This is a genomic window from Corynebacterium humireducens NBRC 106098 = DSM 45392 (assembly GCF_000819445.1).
Taxonomy (GTDB): Bacteria; Actinomycetota; Actinomycetes; order Mycobacteriales; family Mycobacteriaceae; genus Corynebacterium; species Corynebacterium humireducens.
On the sequence record NZ_CP005286.1, the window covers coordinates 908,703 to 934,382 of the forward strand.

At 65.9% G+C, this 25,680-nt stretch carries 28 protein-coding genes, 4 pseudogenes and 1 other annotated feature; of the genes and pseudogenes, 13 read left to right on the forward strand and 19 right to left on the reverse strand.

What is annotated here, in order from left to right:
- Window positions 1-5: 5 nt before the first annotated feature.
- Genes B842_RS04625 through B842_RS04640 form a run of 4 tightly spaced genes read right to left on the reverse strand, consistent with a single transcriptional unit; the run spans window position 6 to window position 4,452 of the window.
- Window positions 6-1,088, reverse strand: coding sequence for a DNA recombination protein RmuC (locus B842_RS04625; protein ID WP_052437745.1), 1,083 nt, complete (start codon window positions 1,086-1,088; stop codon window positions 6-8).
- Window positions 1,089-1,123: 35 nt separating this feature from the next.
- Window positions 1,124-2,602, reverse strand: a complete 1,479-nt coding sequence (locus B842_RS04630) for an AI-2E family transporter (protein ID WP_156119438.1) — start codon at window positions 2,600-2,602, stop codon at window positions 1,124-1,126.
- 27 nt (window positions 2,603-2,629) lie between these two features.
- Window positions 2,630-2,797, reverse strand: coding sequence for a methionine/alanine import NSS transporter subunit MetS (metS, locus tag B842_RS04635; RefSeq protein WP_040085446.1), 168 nt, complete (start codon window positions 2,795-2,797; stop codon window positions 2,630-2,632).
- Window positions 2,794-4,452, reverse strand: coding sequence for a sodium-dependent transporter (locus B842_RS04640; RefSeq protein ID WP_040085447.1), 1,659 nt, complete (start codon window positions 4,450-4,452; stop codon window positions 2,794-2,796). Before B842_RS04640 ends, metS begins: the two co-directional genes overlap by 4 nt.
- 187 nt (window positions 4,453-4,639) lie before the next feature.
- Between B842_RS04640 and ychF the strand changes: the two genes are divergently transcribed.
- The 4 genes from ychF (at window position 4,640) to B842_RS04660 (ending at window position 8,046) form a co-directional block, all read left to right on the forward strand.
- A complete protein-coding gene (gene ychF / locus B842_RS04645) occupies window positions 4,640-5,743 on the forward strand; it encodes a redox-regulated ATPase YchF (RefSeq protein WP_040085448.1) in 1,104 nt (367 codons plus the stop codon).
- Between the two features lie 22 nt (window positions 5,744-5,765).
- Window positions 5,766-5,960 carry a hypothetical protein gene (locus B842_RS13640; RefSeq protein ID WP_156119439.1) on the forward strand — a complete coding sequence of 65 codons (195 nt, stop codon included), beginning with the start codon at window positions 5,766-5,768 and terminating at the stop codon, window positions 5,958-5,960.
- 21 nt (window positions 5,961-5,981) lie between these two features.
- Window positions 5,982-7,186, forward strand: a protein-coding gene (locus tag B842_RS04655) for an IS3 family transposase (protein ID WP_245631391.1) whose coding sequence is annotated in 2 segments (ribosomal slippage) — window positions 5,982-6,267 and window positions 6,267-7,186 — 1,206 coding nt in all. Because the reading frame shifts where the segments join, the coding sequence is not laid out codon by codon here.
- Window positions 6,260-6,388, forward strand: a sequence feature (AL1L pseudoknot). It overlaps the preceding gene by 129 nt.
- 224 nt (window positions 7,187-7,410) lie before the next feature.
- Window positions 7,411-8,046 (forward strand): hypothetical protein, encoded by a 636-nt coding sequence (locus tag B842_RS04660; RefSeq protein ID WP_052437747.1) that lies wholly within the window; start codon window positions 7,411-7,413, stop codon window positions 8,044-8,046.
- A 38-nt stretch (window positions 8,047-8,084) separates the two neighbouring features.
- Here the strand turns inward: B842_RS04660 and B842_RS04665 are convergent.
- The 4 genes and pseudogenes from B842_RS04665 to B842_RS13645 form a co-directional block, all read right to left on the reverse strand.
- A pseudogene (locus B842_RS04665) lies at window positions 8,085-8,465 on the reverse strand (transposase); the annotation flags it as partial.
- Between the two features lie 97 nt (window positions 8,466-8,562).
- Window positions 8,563-8,922: pseudogene (locus tag B842_RS13400) on the reverse strand (transposase); the annotation flags it as partial.
- A 94-nt stretch (window positions 8,923-9,016) separates the two neighbouring features.
- Window positions 9,017-10,255, reverse strand: coding sequence for an IS256 family transposase (locus tag B842_RS04670; RefSeq protein WP_040085452.1), 1,239 nt, complete (start codon window positions 10,253-10,255; stop codon window positions 9,017-9,019).
- 120 nt (window positions 10,256-10,375) lie between these two features.
- Window positions 10,376-11,229 (reverse strand): annotated as a pseudogene (locus tag B842_RS13645) (IS3 family transposase); the annotation flags it as partial.
- A gap of 295 nt (window positions 11,230-11,524) precedes the next feature.
- Between B842_RS13645 and B842_RS04685 the strand changes: the two are divergent.
- From B842_RS04685 to B842_RS14105, 3 genes and pseudogenes are all read left to right on the forward strand, one after another.
- Entirely contained in the window at window positions 11,525-11,965 is a 441-nt protein-coding gene (locus tag B842_RS04685; protein ID WP_040085454.1) for a YtoQ family protein, read from the forward strand.
- Window positions 11,966-12,040: 75 nt separating this feature from the next.
- Window positions 12,041-12,529: pseudogene (locus B842_RS14100) on the forward strand (2'-5' RNA ligase family protein); the annotation flags it as partial.
- Window positions 12,530-12,559: 30 nt separating this feature from the next.
- Window positions 12,560-12,838, forward strand: coding sequence for a putative quinol monooxygenase (locus B842_RS14105; protein WP_306306304.1), 279 nt, complete (start codon window positions 12,560-12,562; stop codon window positions 12,836-12,838).
- A gap of 151 nt (window positions 12,839-12,989) precedes the next feature.
- Here B842_RS14105 and B842_RS04695 read toward each other — a convergent pair whose 3' ends face one another.
- The 3 genes from B842_RS04695 to B842_RS04705 all read right to left on the reverse strand — a co-directional run bounded on the left by B842_RS04695 (window position 12,990) and on the right by B842_RS04705 (window position 14,724).
- Window positions 12,990-13,367 carry a DUF4259 domain-containing protein gene (locus tag B842_RS04695; RefSeq protein WP_040085456.1) on the reverse strand — a complete coding sequence of 126 codons (378 nt, stop codon included), beginning with the start codon at window positions 13,365-13,367 and terminating at the stop codon, window positions 12,990-12,992.
- Window positions 13,368-13,482: 115 nt separating this feature from the next.
- Entirely contained in the window at window positions 13,483-13,884 is a 402-nt protein-coding gene (locus tag B842_RS04700) for a hypothetical protein (protein ID WP_040085457.1), read from the reverse strand.
- Between the two features lie 159 nt (window positions 13,885-14,043).
- Complete coding sequence (locus tag B842_RS04705) at window positions 14,044-14,724, reverse strand: TRM11 family SAM-dependent methyltransferase (protein WP_040085458.1); 681 nt, start codon at window positions 14,722-14,724, stop codon at window positions 14,044-14,046.
- Between the two features lie 70 nt (window positions 14,725-14,794).
- Between B842_RS04705 and B842_RS04710 the strand changes: the two genes are divergently transcribed.
- Both B842_RS04710 and B842_RS04715 read left to right on the forward strand, forming a co-directional pair.
- Entirely contained in the window at window positions 14,795-16,543 is a 1,749-nt protein-coding gene (locus B842_RS04710) for a SulP family inorganic anion transporter (protein WP_040085459.1), read from the forward strand.
- Between the two features lie 88 nt (window positions 16,544-16,631).
- Window positions 16,632-17,903, forward strand: coding sequence for an O-acetylhomoserine aminocarboxypropyltransferase/cysteine synthase family protein (locus B842_RS04715; RefSeq protein ID WP_040085461.1), 1,272 nt, complete (start codon window positions 16,632-16,634; stop codon window positions 17,901-17,903).
- A gap of 201 nt (window positions 17,904-18,104) precedes the next feature.
- Here the strand turns inward: B842_RS04715 and B842_RS04720 are convergent, their stop codons facing one another.
- The 3 genes from B842_RS04720 to B842_RS04730 form a co-directional block, all read right to left on the reverse strand.
- Entirely contained in the window at window positions 18,105-18,704 is a 600-nt protein-coding gene (locus B842_RS04720; RefSeq protein WP_052437749.1) for a vitamin K epoxide reductase family protein, read from the reverse strand.
- Window positions 18,705-18,784: 80 nt separating this feature from the next.
- Entirely contained in the window at window positions 18,785-19,831 is a 1,047-nt protein-coding gene (locus B842_RS04725) for a tocopherol cyclase family protein (RefSeq protein ID WP_040085463.1), read from the reverse strand.
- The gene (locus tag B842_RS04730) at window positions 19,828-21,417 is read right to left on the reverse strand and encodes a bifunctional metallophosphatase/5'-nucleotidase (protein ID WP_082028376.1); all 1,590 of its coding nucleotides are present in this window, start codon (window positions 21,415-21,417) and stop codon (window positions 19,828-19,830) included. Before B842_RS04730 ends, B842_RS04725 begins: the two co-directional genes overlap by 4 nt.
- Before the next feature lie 119 nt (window positions 21,418-21,536).
- On the opposite strand from B842_RS04730, the gene B842_RS04735 reads away from it, so the two are divergent.
- Entirely contained in the window at window positions 21,537-21,788 is a 252-nt protein-coding gene (locus B842_RS04735) for a type II toxin-antitoxin system Phd/YefM family antitoxin (RefSeq protein WP_040085465.1), read from the forward strand.
- Window positions 21,788-22,198, forward strand: a complete 411-nt coding sequence (locus B842_RS13410; protein ID WP_082028377.1) for a type II toxin-antitoxin system VapC family toxin — start codon at window positions 21,788-21,790, stop codon at window positions 22,196-22,198. Before B842_RS04735 ends, B842_RS13410 begins: the two co-directional genes overlap by 1 nt.
- 17 nt (window positions 22,199-22,215) lie before the next feature.
- Here the strand turns inward: B842_RS13410 and B842_RS04745 are convergent, their stop codons facing one another.
- The 4 genes from B842_RS04745 to B842_RS04760 are packed head-to-tail and all read right to left on the reverse strand — an operon-like array spanning window position 22,216 to window position 24,345.
- Window positions 22,216-22,680 carry a hypothetical protein gene (locus B842_RS04745; RefSeq protein ID WP_040085467.1) on the reverse strand — a complete coding sequence of 155 codons (465 nt, stop codon included), beginning with the start codon at window positions 22,678-22,680 and terminating at the stop codon, window positions 22,216-22,218.
- Complete coding sequence (locus tag B842_RS04750; RefSeq protein WP_040085468.1) at window positions 22,677-23,141, reverse strand: DUF3592 domain-containing protein; 465 nt, start codon at window positions 23,139-23,141, stop codon at window positions 22,677-22,679. The genes B842_RS04745 and B842_RS04750 overlap by 4 nt, the downstream gene beginning before the upstream one ends.
- 5 nt (window positions 23,142-23,146) lie before the next feature.
- Window positions 23,147-23,665 (reverse strand): DnaB-like helicase N-terminal domain-containing protein, encoded by a 519-nt coding sequence (locus B842_RS13130; protein ID WP_052437751.1) that lies wholly within the window; start codon window positions 23,663-23,665, stop codon window positions 23,147-23,149.
- Complete coding sequence (locus B842_RS04760) at window positions 23,662-24,345, reverse strand: type 1 glutamine amidotransferase domain-containing protein (protein WP_040085469.1); 684 nt, start codon at window positions 24,343-24,345, stop codon at window positions 23,662-23,664. Before B842_RS04760 ends, B842_RS13130 begins: the two co-directional genes overlap by 4 nt.
- Between B842_RS04760 and B842_RS13655 the strand changes: the two genes are divergently transcribed.
- Window positions 24,344-24,577, forward strand: coding sequence for a hypothetical protein (locus tag B842_RS13655; RefSeq protein ID WP_156119440.1), 234 nt, complete (start codon window positions 24,344-24,346; stop codon window positions 24,575-24,577). The two genes, B842_RS04760 and B842_RS13655, sit on opposite strands and share 2 nt — an antisense overlap.
- A 76-nt stretch (window positions 24,578-24,653) precedes the next feature.
- Window positions 24,654-25,256, forward strand: coding sequence for a hypothetical protein (locus tag B842_RS04765; protein WP_040085470.1), 603 nt, complete (start codon window positions 24,654-24,656; stop codon window positions 25,254-25,256).
- 12 nt (window positions 25,257-25,268) lie between these two features.
- On the opposite strand, the gene B842_RS14110 is transcribed toward B842_RS04765, so the two are convergent.
- Entirely contained in the window at window positions 25,269-25,502 is a 234-nt protein-coding gene (locus B842_RS14110) for a helix-turn-helix domain-containing protein (RefSeq protein WP_052437752.1), read from the reverse strand.
- Between the last annotated feature and the right edge of the window lie 178 nt (window positions 25,503-25,680).

Genomic DNA, 25,680 nt, shown 5'->3' on the forward strand with positions numbered 1-25,680 from the left:
CTAGTCTAGCCGGTGTCCTGTCGGGGATGGTCGTCAACAGACGGGGACGGGGTGCGGGGCCGGATGGTGATCTGCTCCAGATCGGTGGGGTGACGGTCGGTGCGGGCCGGCACGTCCATCTCCGAGAGGCGTCGCGCGGTGACCATCACGCGGGAGTCGAGGGAGCCGAGAGTGGCGTTGTACGCCTCGATCGTCTTCTCCAGCTGACGGCCCACCCGGTTGTAGTGGTCGCCCATGGTGTTGAGGCGGGTGTAGAGCTCGCGGCCGAGGCGCTGAATGTCGCGGACCTTGTCGGAGATGTCCTCCTGCCGCCACCCGAGGGCCACGGTGCGCAGCAGGGCGAACAGGGTCGTCGGGGTGGCGATGACGATGTTGCGGGCGAAGGCGAACTCGAGGAGCTCTGGGTCGACGCCGAGGGCCGCGTCGAGGAAGGGGTCGGCGGGGACGAAGAGGACGACGAACTCCGGGGTGGGGTCGAAGGCGTCGATGTACTCCTTGGCCGACAGCTGCGTCACGTGGGTGCGCAGGAGATGGGCGTGGCGACGCAGGTAGCCGGCGTGCTCCTCGGGGTCCTGTGAGTCGAGGGCGTCGAGGTAGGAGGAGAAGGGGACCTTGGCGTCGACGACGATGCGGCGCCCGCCGGCGAGGTTGACCACCAGGTCGGGGCGGACGACGCGGCCGTCGAGACGCGCGCTGACCTGGGAGTCGAAGTCGCAGTGGCGGACCATGCCGCCGAGTTCCACGACGCGTTCCAGCTGGATCTCGCCCCAGCGGCCGCGGATCTGCGGAGACCGCAGTGCGGTGACGAGCTGGTCGGTGCGGTCGTTGAGGCGGCTGGAGGTGCGCGTCATGGCCTGGACCTGGCTGGCCAGGGAGGCGTAGGTGGCGGCCCGGTCCTGCTCGAGTTCGCGGAGCTGGCCGCCGATGGTGCTCACGGCCTCCTCGAGGCGGATGATGCCGGGATCGGGGGCCGGGGCCGGAAGCTGGGCCGGGGTGGGTGCCGGGGGACGTCGGTAAGCATGGGCGAGCCAGCCGAGGACGGCGCCGAGCAGCACGCCGACGAGGAGGACGGGCAGGGCGGAACTCATGTTCCCACTGTGTCACACGCCCCCGACATCAACCGTCAGCGACGCCCGAATCTGCCGAACAGACGTTCTATGCGTCGGTTGCTCAGACGGAGGCGGCCGAAGCCGGCGCCACTCGTGGAGGTGGTCGGTGCGGGTTCCTCGCCGAGGTCGGTCGCAGGATCGTCAGCGGCGGGCGCCTTCTCCCGTGGTTCGTCGACGTAGACGACGGAGTCGCGCCACCGCTGCCGCAGGAGACGCCCCTCCTCCTCCGAGAGGCGGCCGTTAAGCTCGCCCTCCGGGGTGGCCCACGTGATGTCGGCGGCGAGTTTCTCACCGGACCGCAGGGAGGTCATGTCCTGCAGGTAACGGAAGGCGACGGCGATCATCGCGGCGACGGGCACGGCCAGGAAGGAACCGACCAGCCCGAAGAGGCCGCCACCGATGGTCACGGAGACGAGCACGATGACCGGGTGGAGGTTCATCGCCTTGGACTGCAGCCAGGGGGAGAGGATGTTGCCCTCGAGCTGCTGGACGGCGATGACGAGGCCCAGCACGATGAGCGCCTGCGTCACGCCCAGCGAGACGAGCGCCACGAGCACGGCCAGGGCACCCGCGACGACGGCACCGATCAGCGGGATGAAGCCGGCGAGGAAGGTGATCACCGCGAGCGCCAGCGCCATGGGCACGCCCACGATGACGAGGCCGAGACCGATGAAGACGGCGTCCACGAAGGAGACGATCGCCTGCGCGCGGATGAAACCGCTCAGGGTCGTCCACGCGCGGGTGAGGCTCTCGGTGAGGTGCCAGCCGATGCGGCGGCCCGCGATGGTGCGCGCCCACGGCAGGAAGCGGTGGCCGTCCTTGAGGAAGAAGAACGTCAGGACGATGACCACGAACAACGTGAAGATGAGGGAGGTGGCGGTGCCCACTCCCGTGAGGATCCCGCCGGCGATGGTGCCGGCCTGCTCCTGGACCCATTTCGCGGCGTCGTTGAAGAACTGCGAGAGGTCCTCACCGTTGAGGTTGAGCGGCGGGCCCTGGGCCCACAGCTGCAGGCGCTGCACACCCTCCAGTGACTGGAGGTAGAGGATCTGCGACTGCCGGGCGATGTCCGGTGAGATGAACGAGATGAGCGTGCCGAAGAACCCGAAGAAGCCCGCCATCGAGATGAGTGCCGCGAGCGCGGAGGGGAAACCCCTTCTGCGCATCCACGTGGTGGGCGGGGCGAGGACGGTGCACACGATGATCGCGAAGACCATCGGCATCACGCCCGTGCCGATCTGCTTGAGCAGGAACCAGCCGACGTAGAGGAACACCGCGATGATGAGCATGCGCAGCGCCCACATGGCGAACGACTTCAGCCACTCCGAGAGGACCACGGAGCGGTCGATCTGGTCCCTGTAGCCACCGAGCTCCTCCTGCTCGTCCAGGTCCATGCTGCCGAAGGCGGTGGACCCGGCGTCGCCGGAGGAGCCGGTCGGGGGAGTCTCGTCCCCGGGGATGCGGGAGGTCGGCTGGTCAGTCACAGACTCCATATTGCCTGACATCCCGGTGTGGTGTGACTAGTGGAGTTCCTGCGCGGCGAGGTGCTCGTCGCGCGCATGGTCCGCGACGCCCAGGGCGCCGGAGGTGTCATCGGGGTTCGCCCGCAGGTGCAGGGCGCTGGCGATGAAACCACCCCAGATGACGACCATGAACAGGACCATCATCATGATTGCGAGACCGCTCATCGGATCGTTCCTTCCTCGGTGGTGTGCTTGTCGACGCCCACCCGGTGGTCACCGTTGTACTTGCGCGGCGCGTGGAGCTCGCGGTGGACCTCCGGGTCAACACCGAAGTCGGAGCCCGGCGGACCGTTGAGCGGCAGGTTGCCGCGCCACGGCACCAGGGAGAAGACGAGGGCGTTGATACCGATGAGCGCCAGGACGGCCCAGCCGTAGATGGCGATCTGCGTCGTCGTGTAGCCGCCGTAGGGCTCCTGGATCAGGGAGATGAGCTCCTGCGCCAGGGTGAATCCCAGCACCAGGGTGGTGACGTTGACCACGAAGATGCGCCACAGCGTGCCCACCTTGAAGGAGGACACGGCGTTGATGTGGAGCGAGAACTCGTCGATCCGGCGCAGGACCCAATCGAGGATGATGACCGCGATCAGGGCGATGGCGACGATGCCGATGTTGTTGGTGAACTTGTCCATGATGTCCAGGGCCATGAGGCCGGACGTCGTGGAGAACAGCGCCAGGGAGATCAGCGCCATGAAGGTGCCGATGCCGATGGCGACGGTCTTGCGCGGCAGGTTCAGCTTGTCCTTGACGGCGGAGACGACGACCTCGAGCAGGGAGAACAGCGAGGTGAAGCCGGCGATGGTGAGGGAGCCGAAGAACAGGACGCCGAAGATCGGGCCGAAGGCCATCTCGTTGATGATCGCCGGGAAGGCCACGAAGGCCAGACCGATGCCCGAGGTCGCGACCTCGTCGACGGCGACCGACTGCTGCACGGCCATGAAGCCCAGGGCGGCGAAGACACCGACGCCGGCGAGGACCTCGAAGGAGGAGTTCGCGAAGGCGGTGGTCAGGCCGGTGCCCGTCAGGTTGGTGCGCGGACGCAGGTAGGAGGAGTAGGTGAGCATGATGCCGAAGCTCACGGACAGGGAGAAGAAGATCTGGCCGTAGGCGGCGATCCACACAGTGCCGTTGGTCAGGGCGTTCCAGTCCGGGGTGAACAGGGCGTCGAGACCCGTGGCGGCACCCGGCAGCATGAGCGCCTGGACTACGACGATGAGGAAGAGGACCGCCAGCAGGGGGATGAAGATCTTGGAGACCTTGCCGATGCCCTTGTCCACGCCGATCGCCAGCACGATGATCGCGGCGATCCACACGCCGGCCAGGGCCAGGGCGATCTGCGGGACGAAGTCGGTGGAGAAGGTGGCGGTCTCGTCGAACTGGAGGAAATCGCCGAAGAAGTAGCTGTTCGGGTCGGTGCCCCACGCCTTGTTGAAGGACTTGACCGCGTAGAGCGCGGCCCAGCCGATGATCGCGGCGTAGTAGATAGTGATGAAAAAGGACACACCGACCTGGACCCAGCCGACCGGCTCAGCCCAGGACTTGATGCGACGGAACACCAGCGGGGCGGAACCACGGTAGCGGTGGCCCAGGGCGTAGTCGAGGAAGAGCAGCGGGATACCAGCGGACAGCAGTGCCACGAGGTAGGGGATGAGGAAGGCGCCGCCGCCGTTGTCGTAAGCGACGTAGGGGAAGCGCCAGATGTTGCCCAGGCCGACGGCGGAGCCGATGGCGGCCAGCAGGAACGCCCAACGGGACGAGAAGATCTCGCGCCGCTCGCCCTGCTCCTGGCCCGACGGCGCGGGCTGCGGGGTGGTCGAAGACATGTGTATACCTGTCTGAGGTGGAGGATGTGTAGTTGGCTCCCGATGGTTAGGGAGAGGAAAACGTCCAGGGTGCGACGTATTTATCGTTGAAGTGGCCTGATCATATAATGACGTCCGTATCATCCCGCAACACAGGTACGGGCGCTGACCGGAGAGGCAAAACCGCTGGCTGCTAGGATCTACGCCCGTGAGCCTTACTCTTGGAATCGTCGGTCTGCCCAACGTCGGCAAGTCCACCCTCTTCAATGCCCTGACCCGAAACGATGTTCTCGCCGCGAACTACCCCTTCGCGACGATTGAGCCCAACATCGGCCTCGTCGAGCTTCCCGACGAGCGCCTGACCCGCCTCGCCGAGATCTTCGGCTCCGAGCGGATCCTCCCGGCGACGGTGTCCTTCGTCGACATCGCCGGCATCGTCAAGGGTGCCTCCGAGGGCGAGGGCATGGGCAACGCCTTCCTGGCGAACATCCGTGAGGCCGACGCCATCTGTCAGGTCGTCCGCGCGTTCTCCGACGAGAACGTCATCCACGTCGACGGTGAGGTCGACCCGGCCGACGACATCGCGGTGATCAACACCGAGCTGATCCTCGCCGACCTGCAGACCGTGGAGAAGGCCCTCCCACGTCTGGAGAAGGAGGCCCGCAAGGACAAGTCCCTGGCCGACACCGTCGCCGAGACCCAGAAGGCCCTGGAGATCCTCTCCGACGACCGCACCCTGTTCTCCGCAGCCAAGGCCGGCGAGATCGACCTGGAGCTCATCCGCGAGCTCCACCTCATGACCGCCAAGCCCTTCCTCTATGTCTTCAACTCCGACGAGGAGGTGCTCACCGACGACGCCCGCAAGGCGGAACTCGCCGCACTGGTCGCCCCGGCTGACTGCGTCTTCCTCGACGCCCAGACCGAGACCGAACTGCTCGAGCTCGACGAGGAGGAGGCGGCTGAGCTCCTCGAGTCCGTCGGCCAGGACGAGCCGGGCCTGCATTCCCTGGCCAAGGCCGGTTTCGCCACCCTCGGCCTGCAGACCTACCTCACCGCCGGCCCGAAGGAGTCCCGCGCGTGGACCATCCGCCAGGGTGACACCGCCCCGCAGGCCGCCGGAGTCATCCACTCCGACTTCGAGCGTGGCTTCATCAAGGCCGAGATCGTGTCCTTCGAGGACCTCGACGCCGCCGGTTCCATGGCCGAGGCCCGCGCCCAGGGCAAGGTCCGCCAGGAGGGCAAGGAGTACGTCATGGTCGACGGTGACGTGGTCGAATTTAGGACGGGGCTTACGTCAGGTGGCAAGAAGTGAAGACGAGACTGGGAGCGCTGGCATGAGTGTTCTGATTCCACTGCGTAACGCTTGTGTGCCACGAGAGGATGTGCTCGAGGGCGGTCTCGCCGATAACCACTTCGCAGCACAGCTCGACAAGGTTGTACGTGACGCCGAGCATTATCCGGTTTACGGCGACGCGGGGGCATTCTTTGCTCAGACCTATGAATCGCCCCGGGTCTGGTGGAGGCTCTGAATCCACGGGAGGATGAGGAGCATGGCAGCATCGAGGAAGTACCCCGATGAGTTTCGGGAGAGGACCACGAGGATGGCCGTGGACGCGCGGCAGGATCCAGCGACGAAGTCAGGCACGTTCCGCCGTGTGGGCGAGCAGCTCGGGATCAATCCCGAGACTCTGAGGAACTGGGTCGTGCAGGCCGAGATCGACGAGGGCCATCGGCCTGGGACCACGACCAGTGACGCCGAACGACTCGCTGAGCTGGAGAAGGAAGTGCGCGAGCTGCGCCGGGCTAACGCGATCTTGAGGTCGGCCTCGGCTTTTTTCGCAGCGGAGCTCGACCGCCCACAGCGTTGATCGTCCAGTTCATCGACATGCGCAAGCACGAGTTCGGCGTCGAGCCGATCTGCCGCACGCTGACCGCGGCGGGCACGCAGATCGCGCCGAGCACCTACTACGCCTTCAAGCCCCGACCACCCTCGAAACGGGCGATCCGGGACGAGGAGCTGCTGGTCGAGATCCGCCGCGTGCACGCGAAGAACTTCGGCGTCTACGGCGTGAAGAAGCTCCACGCTCAGTTGCGCCGGGAGGGTATCTCGGTCGCGCGCTGCACCGTGGAGCGGCTGATGAGAGCCGACGGGCTGCCCGGCATCAGCCGAGAGAAGGGCCCACGCACCACGACTCCGGGCGACGGTCCAGATTCCCGTAGTGACCTGGTCGAACGCGACTTCACGGCGACGGCCCCGAACCAGTTAGGGGTCGCGGACATCACGTACTGCCGCACGTTCGCGGGCTGGGTGTATGCCGCGTTCGTCATCGATGTGTTCTCCCGCCGTGTGGTCGGCTGGCAGCTATCGAAGTCGCTGCGGACCGACCTCGCGCTGGACGCGCTGGAGATGGGGATCTGGACTCGTGAGCACGCTGGTCACGACATCTCCGGGCTCACGCATCACAGCGACAAGGGCGTCCAGTACGTCGCCGTCCGCTACGCCCAACGGCTCGCCGAAGCCGGCGCGGTCGCCTCCGTTGGCTCCACCGGCGACTCCTATGACAATGCTCTGGCCGAGGCCTTCAGCTCGCTGTTCAAGGCCGAGCTGGTCCGCAACCGCGGCCCCTGGAAGGGCATCGACGACCTGGAGATCGCGACCGCTGAATACATCGACTGGTTCAACCACAGACGACTCCACGGCGAGATCGGCATGATCCCGCCCGTCGAGCTTGAGGACATCTATTATCACCACTAGACCGTGCCGGCGACCGCCGACCCGGCACTTGCGAGCCTCTAACAAACCCGGGGCGATTCACCAATAAAGGAGTCAGAGTTTTGCGCGCATACAACCTCCACTTTCAGTCCGCTAATGCCCATGCTGTGCCCCCCAAAGACGCTGTCGAGATTGGTTGGCTCGGCACCAATGGGCCAGCGATCGATGCATCCCTGTGGCCTCGGGGCACTAAGACTGGGCTGCCGATGATGCACGCGTTCACGATTCGCCTGCCCGAGGAATATCAGCGCCAGGGTCCCGAATATCCGGGAATTGCGTTCTTCCAAGGTGAGGACCAGTTCGCCACCGCGTTTGAACGGGAGGAGGGCGATCCGTTCGTGCAGCAGCTCAATGCATCGAGGGACCATCCGATGCTGCAGCGGCGCGAGGACTACACCGAGGGTCAGTTTGGGTTTATCTGGCTCACTGAGGCTGAGCTTCGCGGCGGTCCGACGGCTCCTCCTCGCGATGTGCGTCGCCAAGGCAAGCATTGCAACGACAACGAAGGCCCTAACGCTTGGGACAATCCGGTCGCGCACGGTCTCGTATATCGCTCAGACCGCAACGATCCGAACGCGGGCAAGGCACCGACAGAACCGGAAGTCGACGGCTATTTGTCGCCCGACGACTTTGACGGCCCGGCTCAGCCCTTCACCGAGTGGGCCGCAGAACTCTCCCAAGCCGACGGCCACATCGGCGGCACGGCGTTCCCTGCACAGGGGATGCCCGACGGGCTCACCCCGTTTTACCTCGAGTTCTGGGATTTCGAAGAGCTCAATTTCGGCGGCGGCCTCTGCCAGCTCGATCTTGAATCTGACACGTTCGACTGGGCCTGCAGCTAAGGCGTGTCATTCACGGAAGATTGGTGGCGCTTCACGATTTAGAGTGCGTTGATCCTGGTTTGCAGCTGCCCGGAGTGAATCAGTGACCGCAAGATGTAGTGGTTGAGGTTCCTGAACCCGAGGGCGATGCCGCGCAGGTGCTCGAGCCGTCCGTTGATAGCCTCGACTGGGCCGTTCGATGCGCCGATGTCCAAGTAGGCGAGGATGTCCTCGCGTCGGCGCCACAGTGTCCGTCCCAGCTGAGCCAACTCTTCCAGACCCGCAGGTAGTCCCTTGCGCAGGGTGTTGATGATCCGGTCCATCAGTTTCTTCCCCTCCGATTTCTTCGGATGCCCGTACGCCTGGATCATGTCCTGGTAGAACATCCAGGTGACCTCGAGTGCGACGTACTCATCGTCGGTGGCCCACGGCAGGTCCAGCCGCCTGTTCTAAACCGGCCTGGCTTGGTGAGAGGGCATGATGTTCCTCCTGCGTTACATGGGCCCGACCCCCGGAAAGTAGACACAGGGGATGTGATCAGGAAGCAGATCTCAGCATAACAGGACACCGCTCCTCAAACACTGCTGGCGCGAGATATTTACACCAGGAATGTCGACGCGTGGTGTTGTAGCGGGTACACCAGCGGAAAACATCTCGCCGGCACTGCAACTGATTGGTAAACGTCTTCGCGTCCTGGAGGACCTCGCGCTTCAACGCGGCGTTAAATGACTCCGCCAAGGCATTGTCAGTACTGGCACCAATCGCGCCCATCGACTGCCGGATCCCTAACTCCCCGCACGTGTCCTGGAACGCATGCGAGGTATAGACACTTCCGTGATCCGAGTGAAAAACAGCATCCTTTAGACTTCCACGCTGTCCCTTCGCCATCACCAGCGCGGGTCAAGTCCGCGGAAGTGGTGTATCTGCCTTTCGATAAAACAAGCAGCATGACGGTGTCAGGGACCGGCACGAGCCCGATGGTGAGACTGGCTCATGCGACCTCCTGAACGGTGTCGCCGGCATCGATGAGGTGGGCAGCCATCATCGCCTTCGTCTGCTCCAGGCTCGTCAGCGACATGTAGCGCTTCTGCTGGATCCAATCATCGTGCTGCTCCGCCAACACGGCACCGACGAGGCGGACCACGGCGTCGCGGTTGGGGAAGATCCCGACGACGTCGGTGCGCCGGCGGATCTCCCGGTTGAGCCTTTCGGTCGGGTTGTTCGACCACACCTTCGTCCACACCGCCTTCGGGGCGTGGGTGAAAGCCAGCAGCTCGTCGAGGGACTCCTCGAGGTAGTCCGCGACATGCGGGAACTTCTGCTCACAGAAGCCCACCACCTCCCGTGCCTGATCCCACACAGCCTGGGCGTCAGGTTGCTGGAAGATCGTCTGAAACATCGCCGACAATGTCGGCCACTGCGTCTTGGGCACCAGCCCGGAGAGGTTCTTAGCGAAGTGCGTGCGGCAGCGTTGCCAGGAGGCGTTGGGCAGGACCTCGCCGATGGCGTGCTGGATCCCCAGGTGCGCGTCGCTGGTGACCAGGTACACCTGGTCCAGGCCCCGGGCCTTGAGATCGCGGAAGAAACCGGTCCAGGAGGCCACCGACTCCGAGGTGGCGACCTGCATACCGAGTAGTTCCCGATAGCCTTCGGCATTGACGCCGGTGGCCAGCAGGACGGAGGTCTTGACCACCCGCCCGCCTTCACGGACCTTCATGGTCAACGCGTCGCAGGAAACATACAGATACGGGCCAGAATCCAACGGGCGGGTCCGGAAATCCTCCACCATCTGATCAAGATCCTTGGCCATCTCTGAGACCTGTGATTTCGAGAGATTGTTGATCCCCAAGCTGGCGACCAGGTCGTTCATCCTGCGGGTCGACACGCCTTTGAGGTAGCAGGTGGCGATCACGGTGGTCAGGGCCCGTTCGGCCCGGGTGCGTCGTTCCAGCAGCCAGTCCGGGAAGAAGGAACCGGTGCGTAGTTTCGGCACGGCGACGTCGATGGTGCCGACTCTGGTGTCGAGGTCTCGGTGGCGGTAGCCGTTGCGGACGTTGGTGCGGGACTCGGATGTAGTGGCGTAATCGGCGCCGCAGATCTGGTCGGCCTGGGTGGACAGGATCTGGTTGATGAAGTTCTGCAGCATCTGTCTCATCAGGTCCGGAGAGGCTTGAGACAGCAGGTCGTCGAGGTAGGTGGTGGGGTCGATAGAATGGGGGCCAGCGGCCATCGTGGTGTCCCTTTCGAGGAGATGTAGGAGTTGATTCGAAAGGTACTGCGGTGGTCGCCCACATCTTCCATGGGGTCCTCACCGGCAGTTACAGATACACCACGCTAACGGACGTCACCCCAGCGCGTCCTGGACCAGGGAGGTGCGCATGTGATCGGCGATCGCGAAGCCGACCAGCCGACGGGAATAGCAGTCGATGACGGTGGCCAGGTACATATTCGACCCGTCCGCGATCGGCAGGTAGGTGATGTCGCCGACGTAGACCCGATTGGGATGCTCAGCGGTGAATTTCCTTCCCACGAGATCCGGAAAAACCGACTTCTTTCCCTCGGACACCGGGGTGGTGATCTTGCGTTTCTTCGAATACCCGAACAGCTTCAACGAGCGCATGATGCGGGCGACTTTCTTGTGGTTGACCGGGGTTGCGGTCGAATCGTCGTTGAGTTCCGCAGTGATGCGTTTCGCCCCGTAGCATCCGCGTTCCTTGGTGAACACGGCCTTGACCCTTGCGCCGAGGATCGCGTCGCTGAGCAGACGTTTCTTCCTGGTGGCGGAGGTGTTTTTCCATTTGTAGTACGAGGACCGATTGAGCTTGAGGACCTCGCATAACCGCTTAACCGAATGGTCGTTCCGGGCGTCGTCAACGAACTGGAAGCGGATCACCAGTTCGTCTCTTCCGCAAAATATTTCGCGGCCTTGCGCAGAATGTCGCGTTCCTCCCGGAGTCTGCGAACTTCTCGTTCCAGCTGGCGGATGCGTTCCGCTTCGGTCACCACGGTCGGTGTGTCAGAGCTGGAGGAAGAATCCGAGCTGCTGGTGCGGGCGCCGGTGCCGTATTTGCGGACCCAGATCTGGAGCGTGTTGCGGTTGACGCCGAGTTCTGTGGCGAGGGCGTTGATCGATACCCCGGGTGAGTTCTCGTAGAGGGCGACCGCGTCGCGGCGGAACTCCTCGGTGTAGGTCTTGATCGGCATGGTGGCAGGTTACCTTTCTTCCCCGGCAGAAAGCCGGGTTGTCGGGTGTCTACCAAACAGGGGTCAGGTCCCATCATGCCCTCTCACCAACCCAGGCCGGTTTAGGGCGGTACTTCTCCATGGATGCGCAGTTCCGGATCAACCTGCAGTCGCATTATGACCTTGAGGTGGTGGGGGATCCCCAGGGGATGCTCTTGACGGCTTGACGCCGCTGGAATCTGTATGACGTCAGGGATGTGGCCCCATTGGGTATGGTGCAGCGGTGTAGATCCCAATCAGCTATGAGGAACATGAGATGACTTTCAACGTTTACCTGTCCGGCGAGATCCACACCGACTGGCGTGAGGAGATCCAGCGCGGCGCCGAGGCCGCGGGACTGGACGTCGTGTTCACCGCTCCGGTCACCGATCACCCGGCCAGCGACGCCGCCGGCGACCACCTGGGGGAGACGGAGAGCAAGTTCTGGCGTGACCACCAGTCCTCCAAGGTGAACTCCATCCGCACCCGCACGCTCATCGAGGCCGCAGACCTGGTCGTCGTGCGCTTCGGCAGCGAGTACAAGCAGTGGAACGCCGCCTTCGACGCCGGCTACTGCGCCGCGCTGGGCAAGCCGTACGTCACGCTTCACGACGCCGACATCGTCCACCCCCTCAAGGAGGTCGACGCCGCTGCCCAGGCATGGTGCCAGACCACCGACCAGGTCGTCGAGACCCTGCGTTACGTGCTCAAGGCCTAGGGACTCCACAGCGACGCCGCCCGTCTGGGGTTAGGGGCGGTGATGATGCTGACCATGCCGGAAAGGGAGCTGTCTGTGGCGTCACCCGAGAACATTCTTCTCCACCTGCCCGCCGAGGAGGAAGCGCAGGTACGGCAGATCTACGCGGAGCTTGAGGCGCGGGGGTTCCCGCCCCAGCAGCAGACGCCGCACATCACGGTCACGTTCGCCCCGCATATGCCGGAGGAGCCGATCGCGCTGGCTTCCGAACTCCTTCCGTCGCTCATCCCCGCGCGTTTCCAGCGGGTGGGCACCGTCGTGTTCGGCACGAAGCGTAAGCAGACCGTGGCCTGGCTCCTGGAAACCGACGACGAGCTGGAGATCGCCGCCCGCCGTATCAGCGCGTGTAACCCGGTAGGTCGGGGTCCCCGCTGGACCCCGCACCTGACGATGGGCCTGCGCCTGCCCCGGGAGATCGTCCCCGACTACATCCGGGCGCTGGACGAGATCGCCTCCGCCCGGATGAAGGAGCTCACCGGAGCACGCGCCGCGCTGTGGAGGCCGCGCCTCGGCCACCTGACCATCCTGGCAGGGGAAGGCTTCGGCAGCCGCGAAGTGCGCGTCACCGGAAAGTTGATCTGTGCGACCCCGGCCGAGGCTGAGATCGTGGAACACCACCTGCCGCGGCATGTCGAGCTGACCCGGGCTGAACCGGGGTGCCTGCACTTCGAGGTTCTCCCGACGGCCGGCGGACTGGTGTGGAACGTGCACGAGCACTTTGCTGACGAGGTTGCTTTCGGCGCGCACCGACGCCGGGTGGCCGACAGTGAGTGGGGCCAGGTGACCGCAGGGATCGAACGCAGTTACACGGTGGAGAAGTCATCCGGGTTCTAGAGGTCCGGTAGGGCCTTTCCTGGCGGCCGATCCGGGGGAGGGCTGCTTCATTCCACGTGGTCAAGGACGGGTTGCCCGCCTGAGGCCGCTGCCGTCGGGGATGACCAGATGCAGGCAGCCAGGACCGGCTGTCACCGGACGGCCCTGCACATTATCCGGAGGAGGCCTCGAGCCAGGAGTTCAGGGAGTCGGTCTCCTCCCACAACTCATACAGTTCGGAGTGCTCACCGTCGGACAGCGCGAGTTCCTGTTGCTGCCGGATCCACGAGATCCGTTCGGGGGTGAGTTGAGCCGCGAATGCGGCGAGGTCCGCTTCGTCCAGGGGGTTGTCCGGTGCCCCCGGATCCTGGTTGATGATCCGTACCAGGGCGGCGAGCGCCACGGCCATCTGCCCGGCGTCGATCTCGAGGTAGTCCTCGTCCTCGAAAGCCGAGGTAAACGACTCGAGAGAGAAGTCGCCCATTCTGATCTCCGCGAGGAGATCCAGTGCACCGTCGTTGTCGAAAGGTCCTATGTCCCAAGCTCCCATGCCTGGCACCCTACAATCAGGGTCCGTGTGTCGCTGGGTGAACTTGTGGGGCTGCCGCTATCGGGGGTGACCAGGTGGCCACGCGCCGGTGTTGCGGCCGGAGGAGAACCCGGCCCTACTCCGCGAATGCGAAGTTGTTCGGGTCGGCCGGGTCAATGGCGACGTTGTGCCGGCTGCCGGGGGCATACATGTCGGCAGTGTTCCGCGGCATCATGATCCGCGTGGTGGCGAGGTAAGGCTCCCGGCCGGGCAGGGTCATGTCGATCTCGATGTCGGCCCAGTCGACGCCGCCGGCCTTCTCACCGGTGGGGGAGACCGACCTGATGACACCGACTCCACGGATGCCCACCTGCTGCAGGCGCTGCAGTTCCCGGCCGTATTCCTGCAGGGCGTTGTGGTCGTCGAGGATGCCGAGCGGGTTCGCGGCGATGTCCTGGGCGCTCTGCACCGCGCCGTCGAATCCTCTCTTGAGGTTGTCGCGGGTGAATGCCTGCTTGAACTGGTCGAAGAGTCCCATGTCTGCTCCTTGTGGTGAGTGGTGTCGGCGCGTTCCGACAGACCTCACGCTAGGGGCGGGGTGCGGCTACCGCTCACGGGTTCCGGCAGGGGCGCGGGCGGCAAAAACGTACCTTTAAGGCCCTCCCACAGCATCGGCAATGGGGCTTCGCGGCATCCTTTAGCGCCTGAACACCAGCAGCGCGTCCCGTGTCAGGTCGTGGGGCAGCCGGTCCCACTCGATCTCGACGACCGCGACGCGCGTGAGGTGCTCGTCGAGTACACGCGCGCAGTCGTCGATGAGCGGGGTGTGGTCGCCCTCGTGGAGGATGTCGGCGACGTTCCACACGAGGTGGCCACCGGGGGCCAGAAGGCGCGCGCACTCCTGCGCCACGGTCCCGAGTTCCCGCAGGTAGCGCGCGTAGTCGCCACCGGTCTCCTCGTAGGCGGTGAGGGGGTCGGCCTCGTGGTGGGTGACGGTCATGTAGGGCGGGGAACTGAGGATGAGGGTGACGGCGGCGTCGAGAAGCGGGAGGAGCTCCCCGAGGCGGCGGGCATCCCCGGGGATGATGTGCGCGGCGGGGACGTGGCGGTGGATGTGGGCGACCCGTTCCGGGAGCAGTTCGACGCCGAGGGCCCGGCGGTCCATGTGTACCGCACGTCCGAGTGTCGTGCCGAAGCCGGCGAAGGGGTCGAACACGAGGTCACCGGGGCTGCTGCAGCGGCTGATCACGTGGTCGACGATCGCGGGGAGCATGTGGACGTCCTCCTCCGCGCCGGGCGGACGGTGCGCCAGGAAGGTGTCGTGAGAGGCGAACAGTCGCGCATCCACGGGGTTGCCCGGTGTCCCTGATCTTCTCATGACGGCAGCTTAACCGGGGGCGGGCCCGGCCCGGACACCGACTGCCGCCGTGCAGAGTACCGTGATGGTTATGACCAGTGAGAGGCCATTGTGGGAGCGTTTCCTCCCCGGGGTGGGCGCACTCAAACGCTATGAGCGTGCCTGGCTCGGCGGAGACATTGTCGCGGGTATCACCGTGGCGGCGTACCTGGTGCCGCAGGTCATGGCCTATGCGGTGATCGCCGGGTTGCCGGCGGTCGTCGGGCTGTGGGCGGTGCTGGCGCCGATGTTCATCTATTTCTTCCTCGGCACGTCACGGAAGCTGTCGATCGGACCGGAGTCGACCACGGCGCTGATGACGGCGGCCGGTGTCGGTGCCCTCCTGTCGGCGGCCGGCGGTCCGGAGTACTACGCCGAGGTCGCGGCGCTGTTAGCGATCGCCGTCGGAGTGGTCTGCATCGTGGGATTCCTGGCGCGGCTGGGATTCCTCACGACGCTGCTGTCGCGTCCGGTGCTCATCGGCTACCTCATCGGCATCGCGCTGCTGATGATCGTGAGCCAGCTGGGCAAGGTGACCAAGCTGCACGTCGACGGGGACAGCACGTGGCGGGAGGTGCTCGACTTCCTGGGGAAGCTGGAGTACGTGCACTGGCCGACGCTGGCGCTCTCCGCCGTCGTCCTGGTCATGCTCTACGTGGTGGCCTGGATCGCGCCGAAACTGCCCGGTTCGCTGATGGTGCTGCTCGTCGCGGCGGCCGTCGTGCAGATCTTCAACCTCCGTGCCTACGGTCTGGCGGTCATCGGTGAGGTGCCGCGGGGGCTGCCGGAGTTCCGCGTCCCCGACCTCGGGACGGTCGACGTCTGGACGATGCTGCCGTATGCGGTGGGCATCGCCATCGTCGGCTTCTCCGACAACATCCTCACCGGCCGTGCCTTCGCGTCCGGCAGGGGAGAGGTCATCGATTCCAACCAGGAACTCCTGGCGCTCGGTGCCGCTAACCTGGCGAACGGCTTCTTCCAGGGTTTCCCGGTGTCCTCCTCCGGCTCGCGCACCGTCCTCGGTGACGCCGCCGGCGCCCGCACCCAGGTCCATTCGCTGGTGGTCATCGTCATGGTCGTCATGGTCCTCATGTTCGCCGGCCCGGTCCTGGAGTCCTTCCCGACGGCCGCGCTGGGTGCCCTGGTCATCTACGCGGCCACCCGGCTCATCGACATCCCCGAGATCATCCGCATCGCCCGTTTCCGCAGGAGCGAGCTGGTGATCACCCTCGCCACCGCGGCCGCCGTGGTCATCTTCGGCGTGCTCGGCGGCATCGGTTTCGCCATCGCCCTGTCGATCCTCGACCTCCTGCGCCGCATCACCCGCCCCTACGCGGACGTCCTCGGCTACGCGCCGGGCGTGCCTGGCATGCACAGCCTCGACGACTACGAGGATGCACGCCCCGTCGACGGCCTCCTGGTGTTCCGTTACGACGCCCCCATCTTCTTCGCCAACGCCGACGGCTTCGTGCAGCACGCGATGAGGGCCGTCGAGGAGTCGGAGACGCCGGTGCAGTGGTTCCTCCTCAACGCGGAGGCCAACACCGAGATCGATCTCACGGCCGTCGACGCCCTCGACGAACTGCGTGCCAAGTTGGAGCGGCGCGGCATCAAGTTCGCGATGGCGCGCGTGAAGCAGGACCTCTACCGACGCCTCGAGCCCACCGGCTTCATCGACCACGTCGGCCGGGACTACATTTTCGAGACGCTGCCCACCGGGGTGCGGGCCTACGCCAACCGCTACCAGGCCCGGCACGGACGCTGGCCGGACGGGGTGCCGCGCGAGGTGGTCGAGCCCTGACGCGGACGGGGTGGACCCCGAGCTCATGCCCGCGGCGGGTACATTTGCATTCAGGTATTCCGTCGCCCCGAAAGGTGTCTGCATCACCATGCACAACCAGACCAAGCTCATCCACTCCGGCTATGTCCCGGGCAACAAGGACCCCCGACAGGTGCCGATCGTGCAGTCCACGACCTACACCTTCGACTCCTCCGAGGACATCGCGGCGGTGTTCGATGAGCCGACCCACGCGCTGATCTACTCCCGCTTCGCCAACCCGACCGTCATGGCGGTGGAGACGAAGATCGCCGAGCTGGAGGGCGGTGCCGCGGCGATGGCGACCTCCTCCGGCCAGGCCGCGACCGCGCTGTCGATCATGAACGTCTGCTCGGCGGGTGACTCCTTCGTGGCCTCCTCCGAGATCTACGGCGGCACCCTCAACCTCTTCCACACGACGCTCAAGCGTTTCGGCATCGAGGTCATCTACGTCGACCAGGACGCCTCCGAGGAGGAGATCGCCGCCGCCTTCAAGCCGAACACGAAGGCACTGTTCGGTGAGACCATCGGCAACCCGGCGATGAGCGTGCTGGACATCGAGAAGTTCGCCCGCATCGCCCACGGTCAGGGCGTGCCGCTCATCGTCGACTCCACCTTCGCCACCCCGATGCTGTGCCGCCCCATCGAGCACGGCGCCGACGTGGTCATCCACTCCACCTCCAAGTACATGGACGGCCACGCGCTGCAGGTCGGCGGCATGATCGTCGACGCCGGCACCTTCGACTACACCAACGGCAAGTTCCCGGGCTTCACCGAGCCGGACGAGTCCTACCACGGCGTCGTGTACACCAAGGACTACGCCGTTGCCCCCTTCATCATCAAGGCCCGCATGCAGCTGCAGCGTGATTTCGGCGCCTACCCGTCCGCGCACTCCGCCTTCATGCTCAACCACTCCCTCGAGAGCCTCGACGTGCGCATGCAGCGCCACTGCGAGAACGCACAGAGGGTCGCCGAGTACCTCGAGGGCCGCAAGGACGTGCTTGTCGACGTCCGCTACCCCGGACTCGACTCCTCCCCGTACCGCGAGCTGGCGAAGAAGTACCTCAGCGGCAACTCCGGCGTGCTGTGCATCGACATCAAGGGGGGCCGCGAGGCCGGCGTGAAGTTCATGGACGCCCTCGAGCTGGTCACCCGCCAGGTGCACGTCGCCGACGCCCGTTCCTGCGTGCTGCACCCGGCGTCGACCACGCACCGCCAGGTGCCGGACGAGCAGCTGCCGTCCGTCGGCATCACCCCGGGTCTGGTGCGCATCTCCGTCGGCCTGGAGAACGTCGACGACATCATCGCCGACATCGAGCAGGCCCTGGAGAAGTCCCAGGCCTAAGTTCGCTTATCGACGCCGCCCCGGTCCCTCATGTGGGACCGGGGCGGTGGCTTTCGGGGGATGGCTGCACTTTCACCCCGACTGGGTGCGTGTCGACAACGGGGTTTGGGGGACAGCGATGAGGGTATAAGTGCAGACACGGAGAAGGCCCGGACACTGTGGGAGGTGTCCGGGCCTTGGGGGCGTCGATAAGCGGTGTCTCTAGAACTCCGGCAGCGGCAGAACAGTGAGGGAGAACATCGCGACGATGGCCATGACCAGCGGGATGGCGATCATGATCGGGGCGGCGATAGCCGGGTTGACGATCGGGGCGGTGCGTGCGCCGCCGATCTTCTTGACGGTCAGCTCAATGAAGAACAGCAGGGTGGTGGCTGCGGCGGAGACCATGCAGAACGGGCAGATCTCGCCGATGACGAACAGCTGCAGGTAGACGAAGACCGCGGAGAGGGCGACACCGATGGCGGTGACCGGCAGGAGCAGCTTCTCCAGCAGCTCGCTCTTGGTGAACAGCCACAGGGCGGAGGCCGCCATCATGCCGATGTAGTAGACCGCGCCGATGGTGGCCAGCGGGATCGGGCCGACGTAGGAGTAGTCACTCATCATGACGGCCATGGGGCCGCGGGTGGGCACGCCCTCCGGGATCGGCAGGACCCAGAAGTGGATCGCGGAGAGGATGGCGCTGGCGGTCCAGCCCATGACGGCGACACCGAAGAAGGTCCAGATGAGGACGTTCGCCGTGTTACGGGGCTTCTCGACGGGGGCGGTCGGGGTGGTGAGCTTGCTCAGAACGGAGGTCGTCATGTGACTTTCATTTTCCTTTGCTGTGATGAGAACAGCCACAAAGATACCCCGGGGGGTATATTCCGTCAAGTCGGATGGTGTCACGTCCACGGTGGGGCGTCGGAAAGCGTGGGGTCCAGACCACGTCTGCGCAGCTCAGAGGCAGCGCGGTCCAGCCCGCCGTGTTCGAGGGCCGCCAGCGTGGTGCGGCCGCCCCACACGTGCCGGCCGAAGCGGGAGACGGTGACCTCCAGGTCGCCGGTGAGGTGCTCGAGATCGCCCGCGACGTTGCGGTGTTCGCTGGGGAGGGGGACGGGGAGGACGAAGGCGTCGGCGAGCGGGGCGGAGCCGGTGACCTCCACCCGCCAGCCGTAGCCCCGCCCCGAGAGCACCCAGGAGTCATCGGTGGTGCGGGTGTGGACCGGGCTGACCACGGGGTTGCCGAGGCGCAGCACGCGCGCGTCCGGCAACCGCACCACCAGCCCCGTCACCTCCACCCGCAGCGGCCCCGCCGTGACCAGCCCGCCGGCGAAGGCGACGCACGCCTCCGGCTCCGCGAAACCCTGCGCCTGCCCCCACCACCAGGAATCGGGGAAGCCCTCGCGGCCCCAGTTCTTCTCGCCGTAGACCTGGGCGTCGGTGAACTCCCAGGTCTCACCGCCGAGGGTGGCGGTCCCGGAGGCACGCCCACCGAGCAGCCACGGGTGCCAGTACTGGTTCAGCCCCGGGATCACCTGGAAGACGCTGGACCCGCCGAAGGTGCGGTGCGGCCACGGTCGCAGGCCATGGAAGCGCAGGTCCAGGCGGGCGTCGGCACCGAGGTCCACGTGCAGCCTCTCCGGGGAGCCCACGAACGCCGGGGAGGCGGCGGGGCCGCCCCGGACCCCGAGCCGCGCCGGGTCAGTCCATGCGCCGTCGACCGCCGCAGTGCGGAGGAAACCGTTCGACCCGGCCAGGCCGACCGTCGCCCACGGCCCCTCCGGCCCCTGGTTGGCGCCGCACAGGGCGATGAGGACGCGGCCGGTCGCCGGATCGGTGAGGCGCCAGAAGTAGCCCTCCATCGCGACACCGCGGTGGGCGCGGGTGGGGTCGCCGAAGGGGAGGTCGGCGCCGGTGCCGCGGTAACGGGCGAGCGGGTGCCCGGTCACCGGAACTCGTACCCTTCCATGTTGCCCTGCCCGAGGACCTTCTCCGGCAGGTCCTCCGCCACGCAGCGCCCCTCCAGGCCGTAGTTCACCGGTCCGCGGGCGAGGAGTTCCTCGACCGCCTCATGCAGGGTGAAACCCAGCAGTTGCGGGTCGTCGCAGTTCCGCAGCCGGCACAGCGTGTCCACCGGATCGCCCTCACGCTCGCAGGCGGCGACGGTGTAGGTGGCGTCCGGGTCCAGTGGGCGACCCCCGATCTCCACCGACTGCACCCGGTGCCCCATGGGTGCGCGGGAGATGAAACGCACCCGCATCCCGGCGAAGCGCACCACCCAGCCGCCGAAAACCTCGTCGGCGCGCGGGGAGAAGACGTTGTTCAGCTCCTTCTCCAGCCACGTGCGCAGCTGCGCACCGGTCACCGTGCCCGTCTTGACCTCGGCGTTCTCCGGCAGCATCGACCACAGGAACTGCCTGCTTATCGACGCCGCCCCGCCCTCCGGCACCAGCGGCGGGCAGAAGCGGAAGCCGTTGGACAGGGCGATGTCCAGGTGCTCGCCCCGCGCGGCCAGGGCCGCGGACGCCTTCGCGAACAGGGCGTCGGTGACGAGGTTGTCCATCGGCGTCTCCAGCACGTAGTAGCGCTGGAGCACCGAGGACGTCGTGCCGATCGTCTCCTCCAGCTCCGGGTGGGCGGCGCGGATGTCGTCCAGCAGCGACCGCAGATGGGGGTCCTCGGGGAGGTCCTCGTGGACGTCGAGAAGCTCGTAGTTGAGTTCGCGGACCCCCGCGCTGCCGACCTCGATGTCGAGCCTGCCCACGAAGGAGCCGAAGGCGCCGGGCTCGGTGACGCGGGCGTGCCTCCCCTGCAGGGGCTGGCGGATGCGTTCGTGCGTGTCGCCGCCGAGGATGTAGTCGACGCCCTCCGCGACGTCCTCGCTGGCCAGGGCCACCTGCGGGGCCATGCCCAGATGGCCCATGACGAGCACCACCGCGCAGCCCTCCTCCTCACGCAGGTGACGCACCCAGTGGGCCAGGCTCTGGGCCGGCCGGGTCATGGCGATGCCCCGGCTGTAGGCGGGTGCCTGGCGTCGGGTGAGCGCCGGGTCGTTGTAGGCCAGCACGCCGATCCGCACCCCGCCCCTCTCCAGGACGTGGAAAGGGGCGAAGAGGTGGTTGCCGATCACGTCGTTGCCCACCGGATCACCCGACTCATCGGCGTGGTGCATGTTGGTGCACACCATCGGGGCAGTGTACTCCCCGGCGATCTGAAGCAGCCGCTCCTTGCCGAACACCACCTCCCAGTTGCCCGGCATGAGCACGTCGTAGTCCAGCGCGTTCATCGCCGGGACCACGGCCTCGCCGCGGGTGAGCTGTACCCAGCCGCTGCCCTGGAAGCAGTCGCCGTTGTCGACGATGACCGTGTGCGGATTCTCCTCCCGGATCTGCTCGAAGAGGGTCTTCATCCGGGCCACGCCGCCGGCCCGCCGGTACACGGGCTGCCCGTCCTCCAGATAGAACTCGTCGTGGGTCTCCAGTTGGCCGTGCAGGTCAGCGGTCTGCAGAATGGTCAATCGGGTTGGGTCGGTCATCGTGGAACCTCCTGCGCCCCCACCCTAGTGGTGTGGGTTGGTCGGGGGAAGGCGTCGACCTATTGCAGAATCATGGAACTCACGTCATGATGTAGGTACGTACCTACCAGGAGGTGAATATGACTGTCGTTTCTTCGCGGGACTTCAATCGGGATGTCAGCGCAGCGAAGCGGGCCGCGTCCAAGGGGCCTGTCGTGGTTACCGACAGGGGCGAACCGGCGTTCGTCCTCCTGTCGATAGATGACTACCGACGTCTCACAGGTACCGACTCCGAAGACTCAGCGGAATTCCTCGATAGATTGCAGCTGGACGAGGTCATTGACGTCGAGTTCCCACAAATGGATATCACCTTGAAGGCACCAGATTTCTGATGTTCCTTTTGGATACCAACGTCATCAGCGAATTGCGTAAGCCACAGGCTGATCCAGCAGTACGAGCCTGGATTCTTCGGAGAAGGCCACACGATTTATATTTGAGTGTCGTGACCGTGATGGAGATTGAGCTGGGAATTCGTCGGCTCGAACGGAAAGATGAGATCCAGGGCAGGCGATTGCGGACATGGCTGGAAGACGAGGTTTTGGACCTCTTCTCTGGCCGAATTTTGGCCGTGGATATCAAGGTCGCTGCTCGAGCTGCTGCATTGCAGGTCCCAGACCCCCGTCCCGAACGTGATTGCCTTTTGGCAGCCACTGCGCTGGTACACGATATGGAGGTGGTCACCCGCAATGTGAAGGATTTCCTCCCCATGTCCTCCCGCGTCATCAATCCGTGGGAAACATAGCTTAATTGACCGGACTCCTACCCGTGCCGCGGCACCAGCACCGTCACGGTGCCGCCGCCGTAGCCGTTGACCTGGTCGCGGCCCTCGATGACGACTTCGGTGACGTCGTCGGGGATGGCGAACGGCCCGTGGGAACGGGTGAAGGGCTGCTCGTTCTGGTGATCGTGGTGGAGGGTGTGCTCGGCGAGCACGTCGCCGTCCGGGGTGAGCACGCGCCAGCCGTCCGCGTAACGCTCTGGGGTGTCGTACGGGGAGGACACGGTGACGACGACCCGGAACTTTTCCCCGGCCGGGGTGACCTTAGCCTCGAGAATGTCTGGGTACTCCTGGGAGTCCGCAGCTGCGGACTCTGCGGCGGACCCGGTGGCGGTCACGGTCTGTTCCGTGGTGGCAGGGGTCGGCGGGGCGGAGTCGTCGGCGCAGGCGGTGAGCGTGAGTGAGAGAAGGCCGACGAGGGCGGGGGCGAGGCTGCGGGACGTCATGGCATCGACGGTAGCGAAGAACCGACGAACAGCAGCACCGCGCCGACGGCGATGAACACGACGCCGACCACCGCGCTGGTCACCACCACACCTGAGGACTGCTGCTTCCCGTCTTTCGGCGCGAGAAACAGCTCCGGGTTGTCCTTCGAGTAGATGATCTGCACGGTCTGCCCGGTGCGGTCGGCGAGGCCGACATCGTTGAAGCGGGGGCGGCCGCGGACCTTCTGACCGGCGAGGGTGTGGAACTCGACGATCTCGACGAGCCGGTGCACGTCGTTGCCCTTGGAATTCTCCTCGATGCGCACGTACGAGGAGGTCACGGTGCCGCGGACCCGCTCGCCGCGCTCGGCGAGATCGCGGAGGGTCCTCCATTGCCGAAAGGCGCGGTAGAACATGAAGAAGCCAGCCACGACCATCATGATCGAGACGCCGGAGAAGACGAGCGAGAACATGGGGGACATGGTTGTCATTCCTTTTCCCGGTTGCGGAAGGCCAGCCGCCGCTCCCACGCCGCGCGCTGCGCCCGGCCGTGCTCGACCATGACGGGGAACAGCTCCGACTCGGGCAGGGTCTCCCCGGCGTGGGTGAGGGCGGTGGCCATCGTCAGGTACTGGCGTCGGTAGGACATCCCGAGAACCTGGTCGGCGTAGTCCGTGACCAGCTCGGGGACGACGCTGAGGGTGGTCAGCTCAAGCAGCAGGCGCTTCGCCGTGTGGCGGGGCAGGGGAGCGGAGTCGCCCATCTCCGACAGTGCCGAGCCGAGGCTGGCGGGGTCGACGGGTTGGTGGGCGCGGCGTCGAGAAGCAAGGAACCCGAAGAGCCGGCCGTGGTGCGGGTCGTAGAAGTCGCCGGGCTCCAGGACGCGGCACACCTCGTTGCTGGGCGGGTGCTCCTTGCCGGCCCACATGAGTCCGCACAGCAGGAGCGCCTCCGGGTCGAGCTGTGGTGGGTCCACCCCGAGGAGGGCGTCGTCCTCATCGATCATGCGAGAGCGTCCGCCACCAGTTCGGCGGTCGCCTTCGCCGACGCCGGGTTCTGCCCGGTGATGAGGGTGCCGTCGGTCACGGTGTACGAGGCGAACGGCAGGGTGGCTTTGCGGTAGTCGGCGCCGCGCTGCTTCGCCACCTCCTCGACGTTGTAGGGGACAAGCTTATCGACGAGCGCCAGTTTCTCCTCCACCCAGGAGAAACCGGTGAGGGGGCGGGTGTCGATAAGCAGGGAACCGTCCGACAACCGCGTGTTGAGCAACCCGCAGTAACCGTGGCACACCGCGGCGACGACGCCGCCGGCCTCGACGATCTCCCGGGTGAGCCGCTGGAGGTCCTCGTTGTCGGGGAAGTCGTACATTGCGCCGTGCCCGCCGGCGAACCAGATGGCGTCGAAGTCGGCGGCGTCGACCTCGGCGGCGGCGGTGGTGGTGCCGAGCAGCGCCATCTTCGACGGATCGGTGAGCCAGTCCGAGGCGGTCTTCTCCTTGGCGGGGAACGTCAGGGAACGCTTGTCGAGGGGCACGTACCCGCCGGCCGGGCTGACGATGGTCTGCTCGAAGCCGCGCTCCGCGAAGACCTCCCACGCGTGGGTCAGCTCGGAGAGCCACAGGCCGGTCGTGTCGGAGGGGTCGTCGAAATGGGCGACGTTGGTGACCACATGGAGGATTCGTGTCATGAGCCCATCCTCCCTGCGCCGGCGGCCGCGTGCCACCGTTTCCGGGAGTACGCTCAACCTCGTGAAGTACCTTCCCTATGTGCCCGCGGTCGCGGCCGTGGCCTTCGGTGCTGTCCTGCTGTATCTCGGCGAGCTGGACGACTCCCCGGGACTCGGCGGCATCGGTCTCATCCTCATCGTGGCGGCCGTGTTCTTTGCGGTGCGGCATGCCCGGAAATCCCGGCGCGGCTGAATCCGCCGTTCCCGATGAGCCGGTCTGGTAGCATCCCTTCTGATCTGTATACCGGTAACCGATGAGGTGGATGAGGATGCGCGCTGCGCGGTTGGTCCTGGGAATCATCAGCGTGCTGATCGTGATGGCGGTCGCCGTCGTCGCCGCCTACGCGTGGGGGAGTGCATCAGGGGAGCCGATCAAGGAGGAGACCACGTCGCGTACCTCAGAGATCATCACCGCGGTGGAGCGGGAGGAGGAGATCGTCCTCCTCAGCACGGCGACGCAGGGCCTGCACACGGTGGAACGGGAGGCGAAGATCTTCAAGTGGGAGATGCCGGGGTCCCAGCGCACCAACATCCTCCAGTACACCTTCACCGCCCAGTTGGGCATCGACGGCGGTGATGTCGCGATCCGGCAGACTGACACCGACTCGTACCTGGTGACCGTCCCGCCGTTCAAGTCCATCGGCTTCAAGGACCCGGAGTTCAAGACGGTGCACCGGGACGGCAGGGCCCTCAGCTTCATCACGGAGGAGATCGACTCCGCCGAGGCCGTCACCGAGATCCTCAATGACGAGAAGCGGCAGGAGCACATCGACGCCAACCGCGATCTCCTCGAGGACCAGGCCCGCAACTTCTACACCGGCATCATCCACGCCATCGACGAGGACGTGCAGCTGCAGTTCGAGTTCCGCTGATCCTGAGGTCGCTCACTCCGTGAACCGCTTGCGGTACGACGTCGGCGTGGTGCCGTAGTGTGCCGCGAAGCTCTGGCGGAAGGTGACGGGGCTGCTGAAGCCGCAGACCCGGGCGATCCGCTCGACCGTCCACGGGGTGGTCTCCAGCAGGGAGCGGGCTTCGTCCAGGCGGCGGTCGGTGACCCAGCGCGCCGGGCTGGTGCCGGTGATCTCGCGGAACCGGCGGGTGAAGTTGCGTCGGCTCATGTGGGCGCGTGCGGCCAGCTCCTCGACGGTCAGCGGCTCATCGAGGTTGGCCAGGGCCCAGTCGATGACCTCACTGACCGGTCCCTGACCCTGGTGTGCCGGGAGCGGTCACGCGCTACCGGGCTGACGGATACGGTGGCCGCCCCTGACCCTGGTGTGCCGGGAGCGGTCGCTCGAT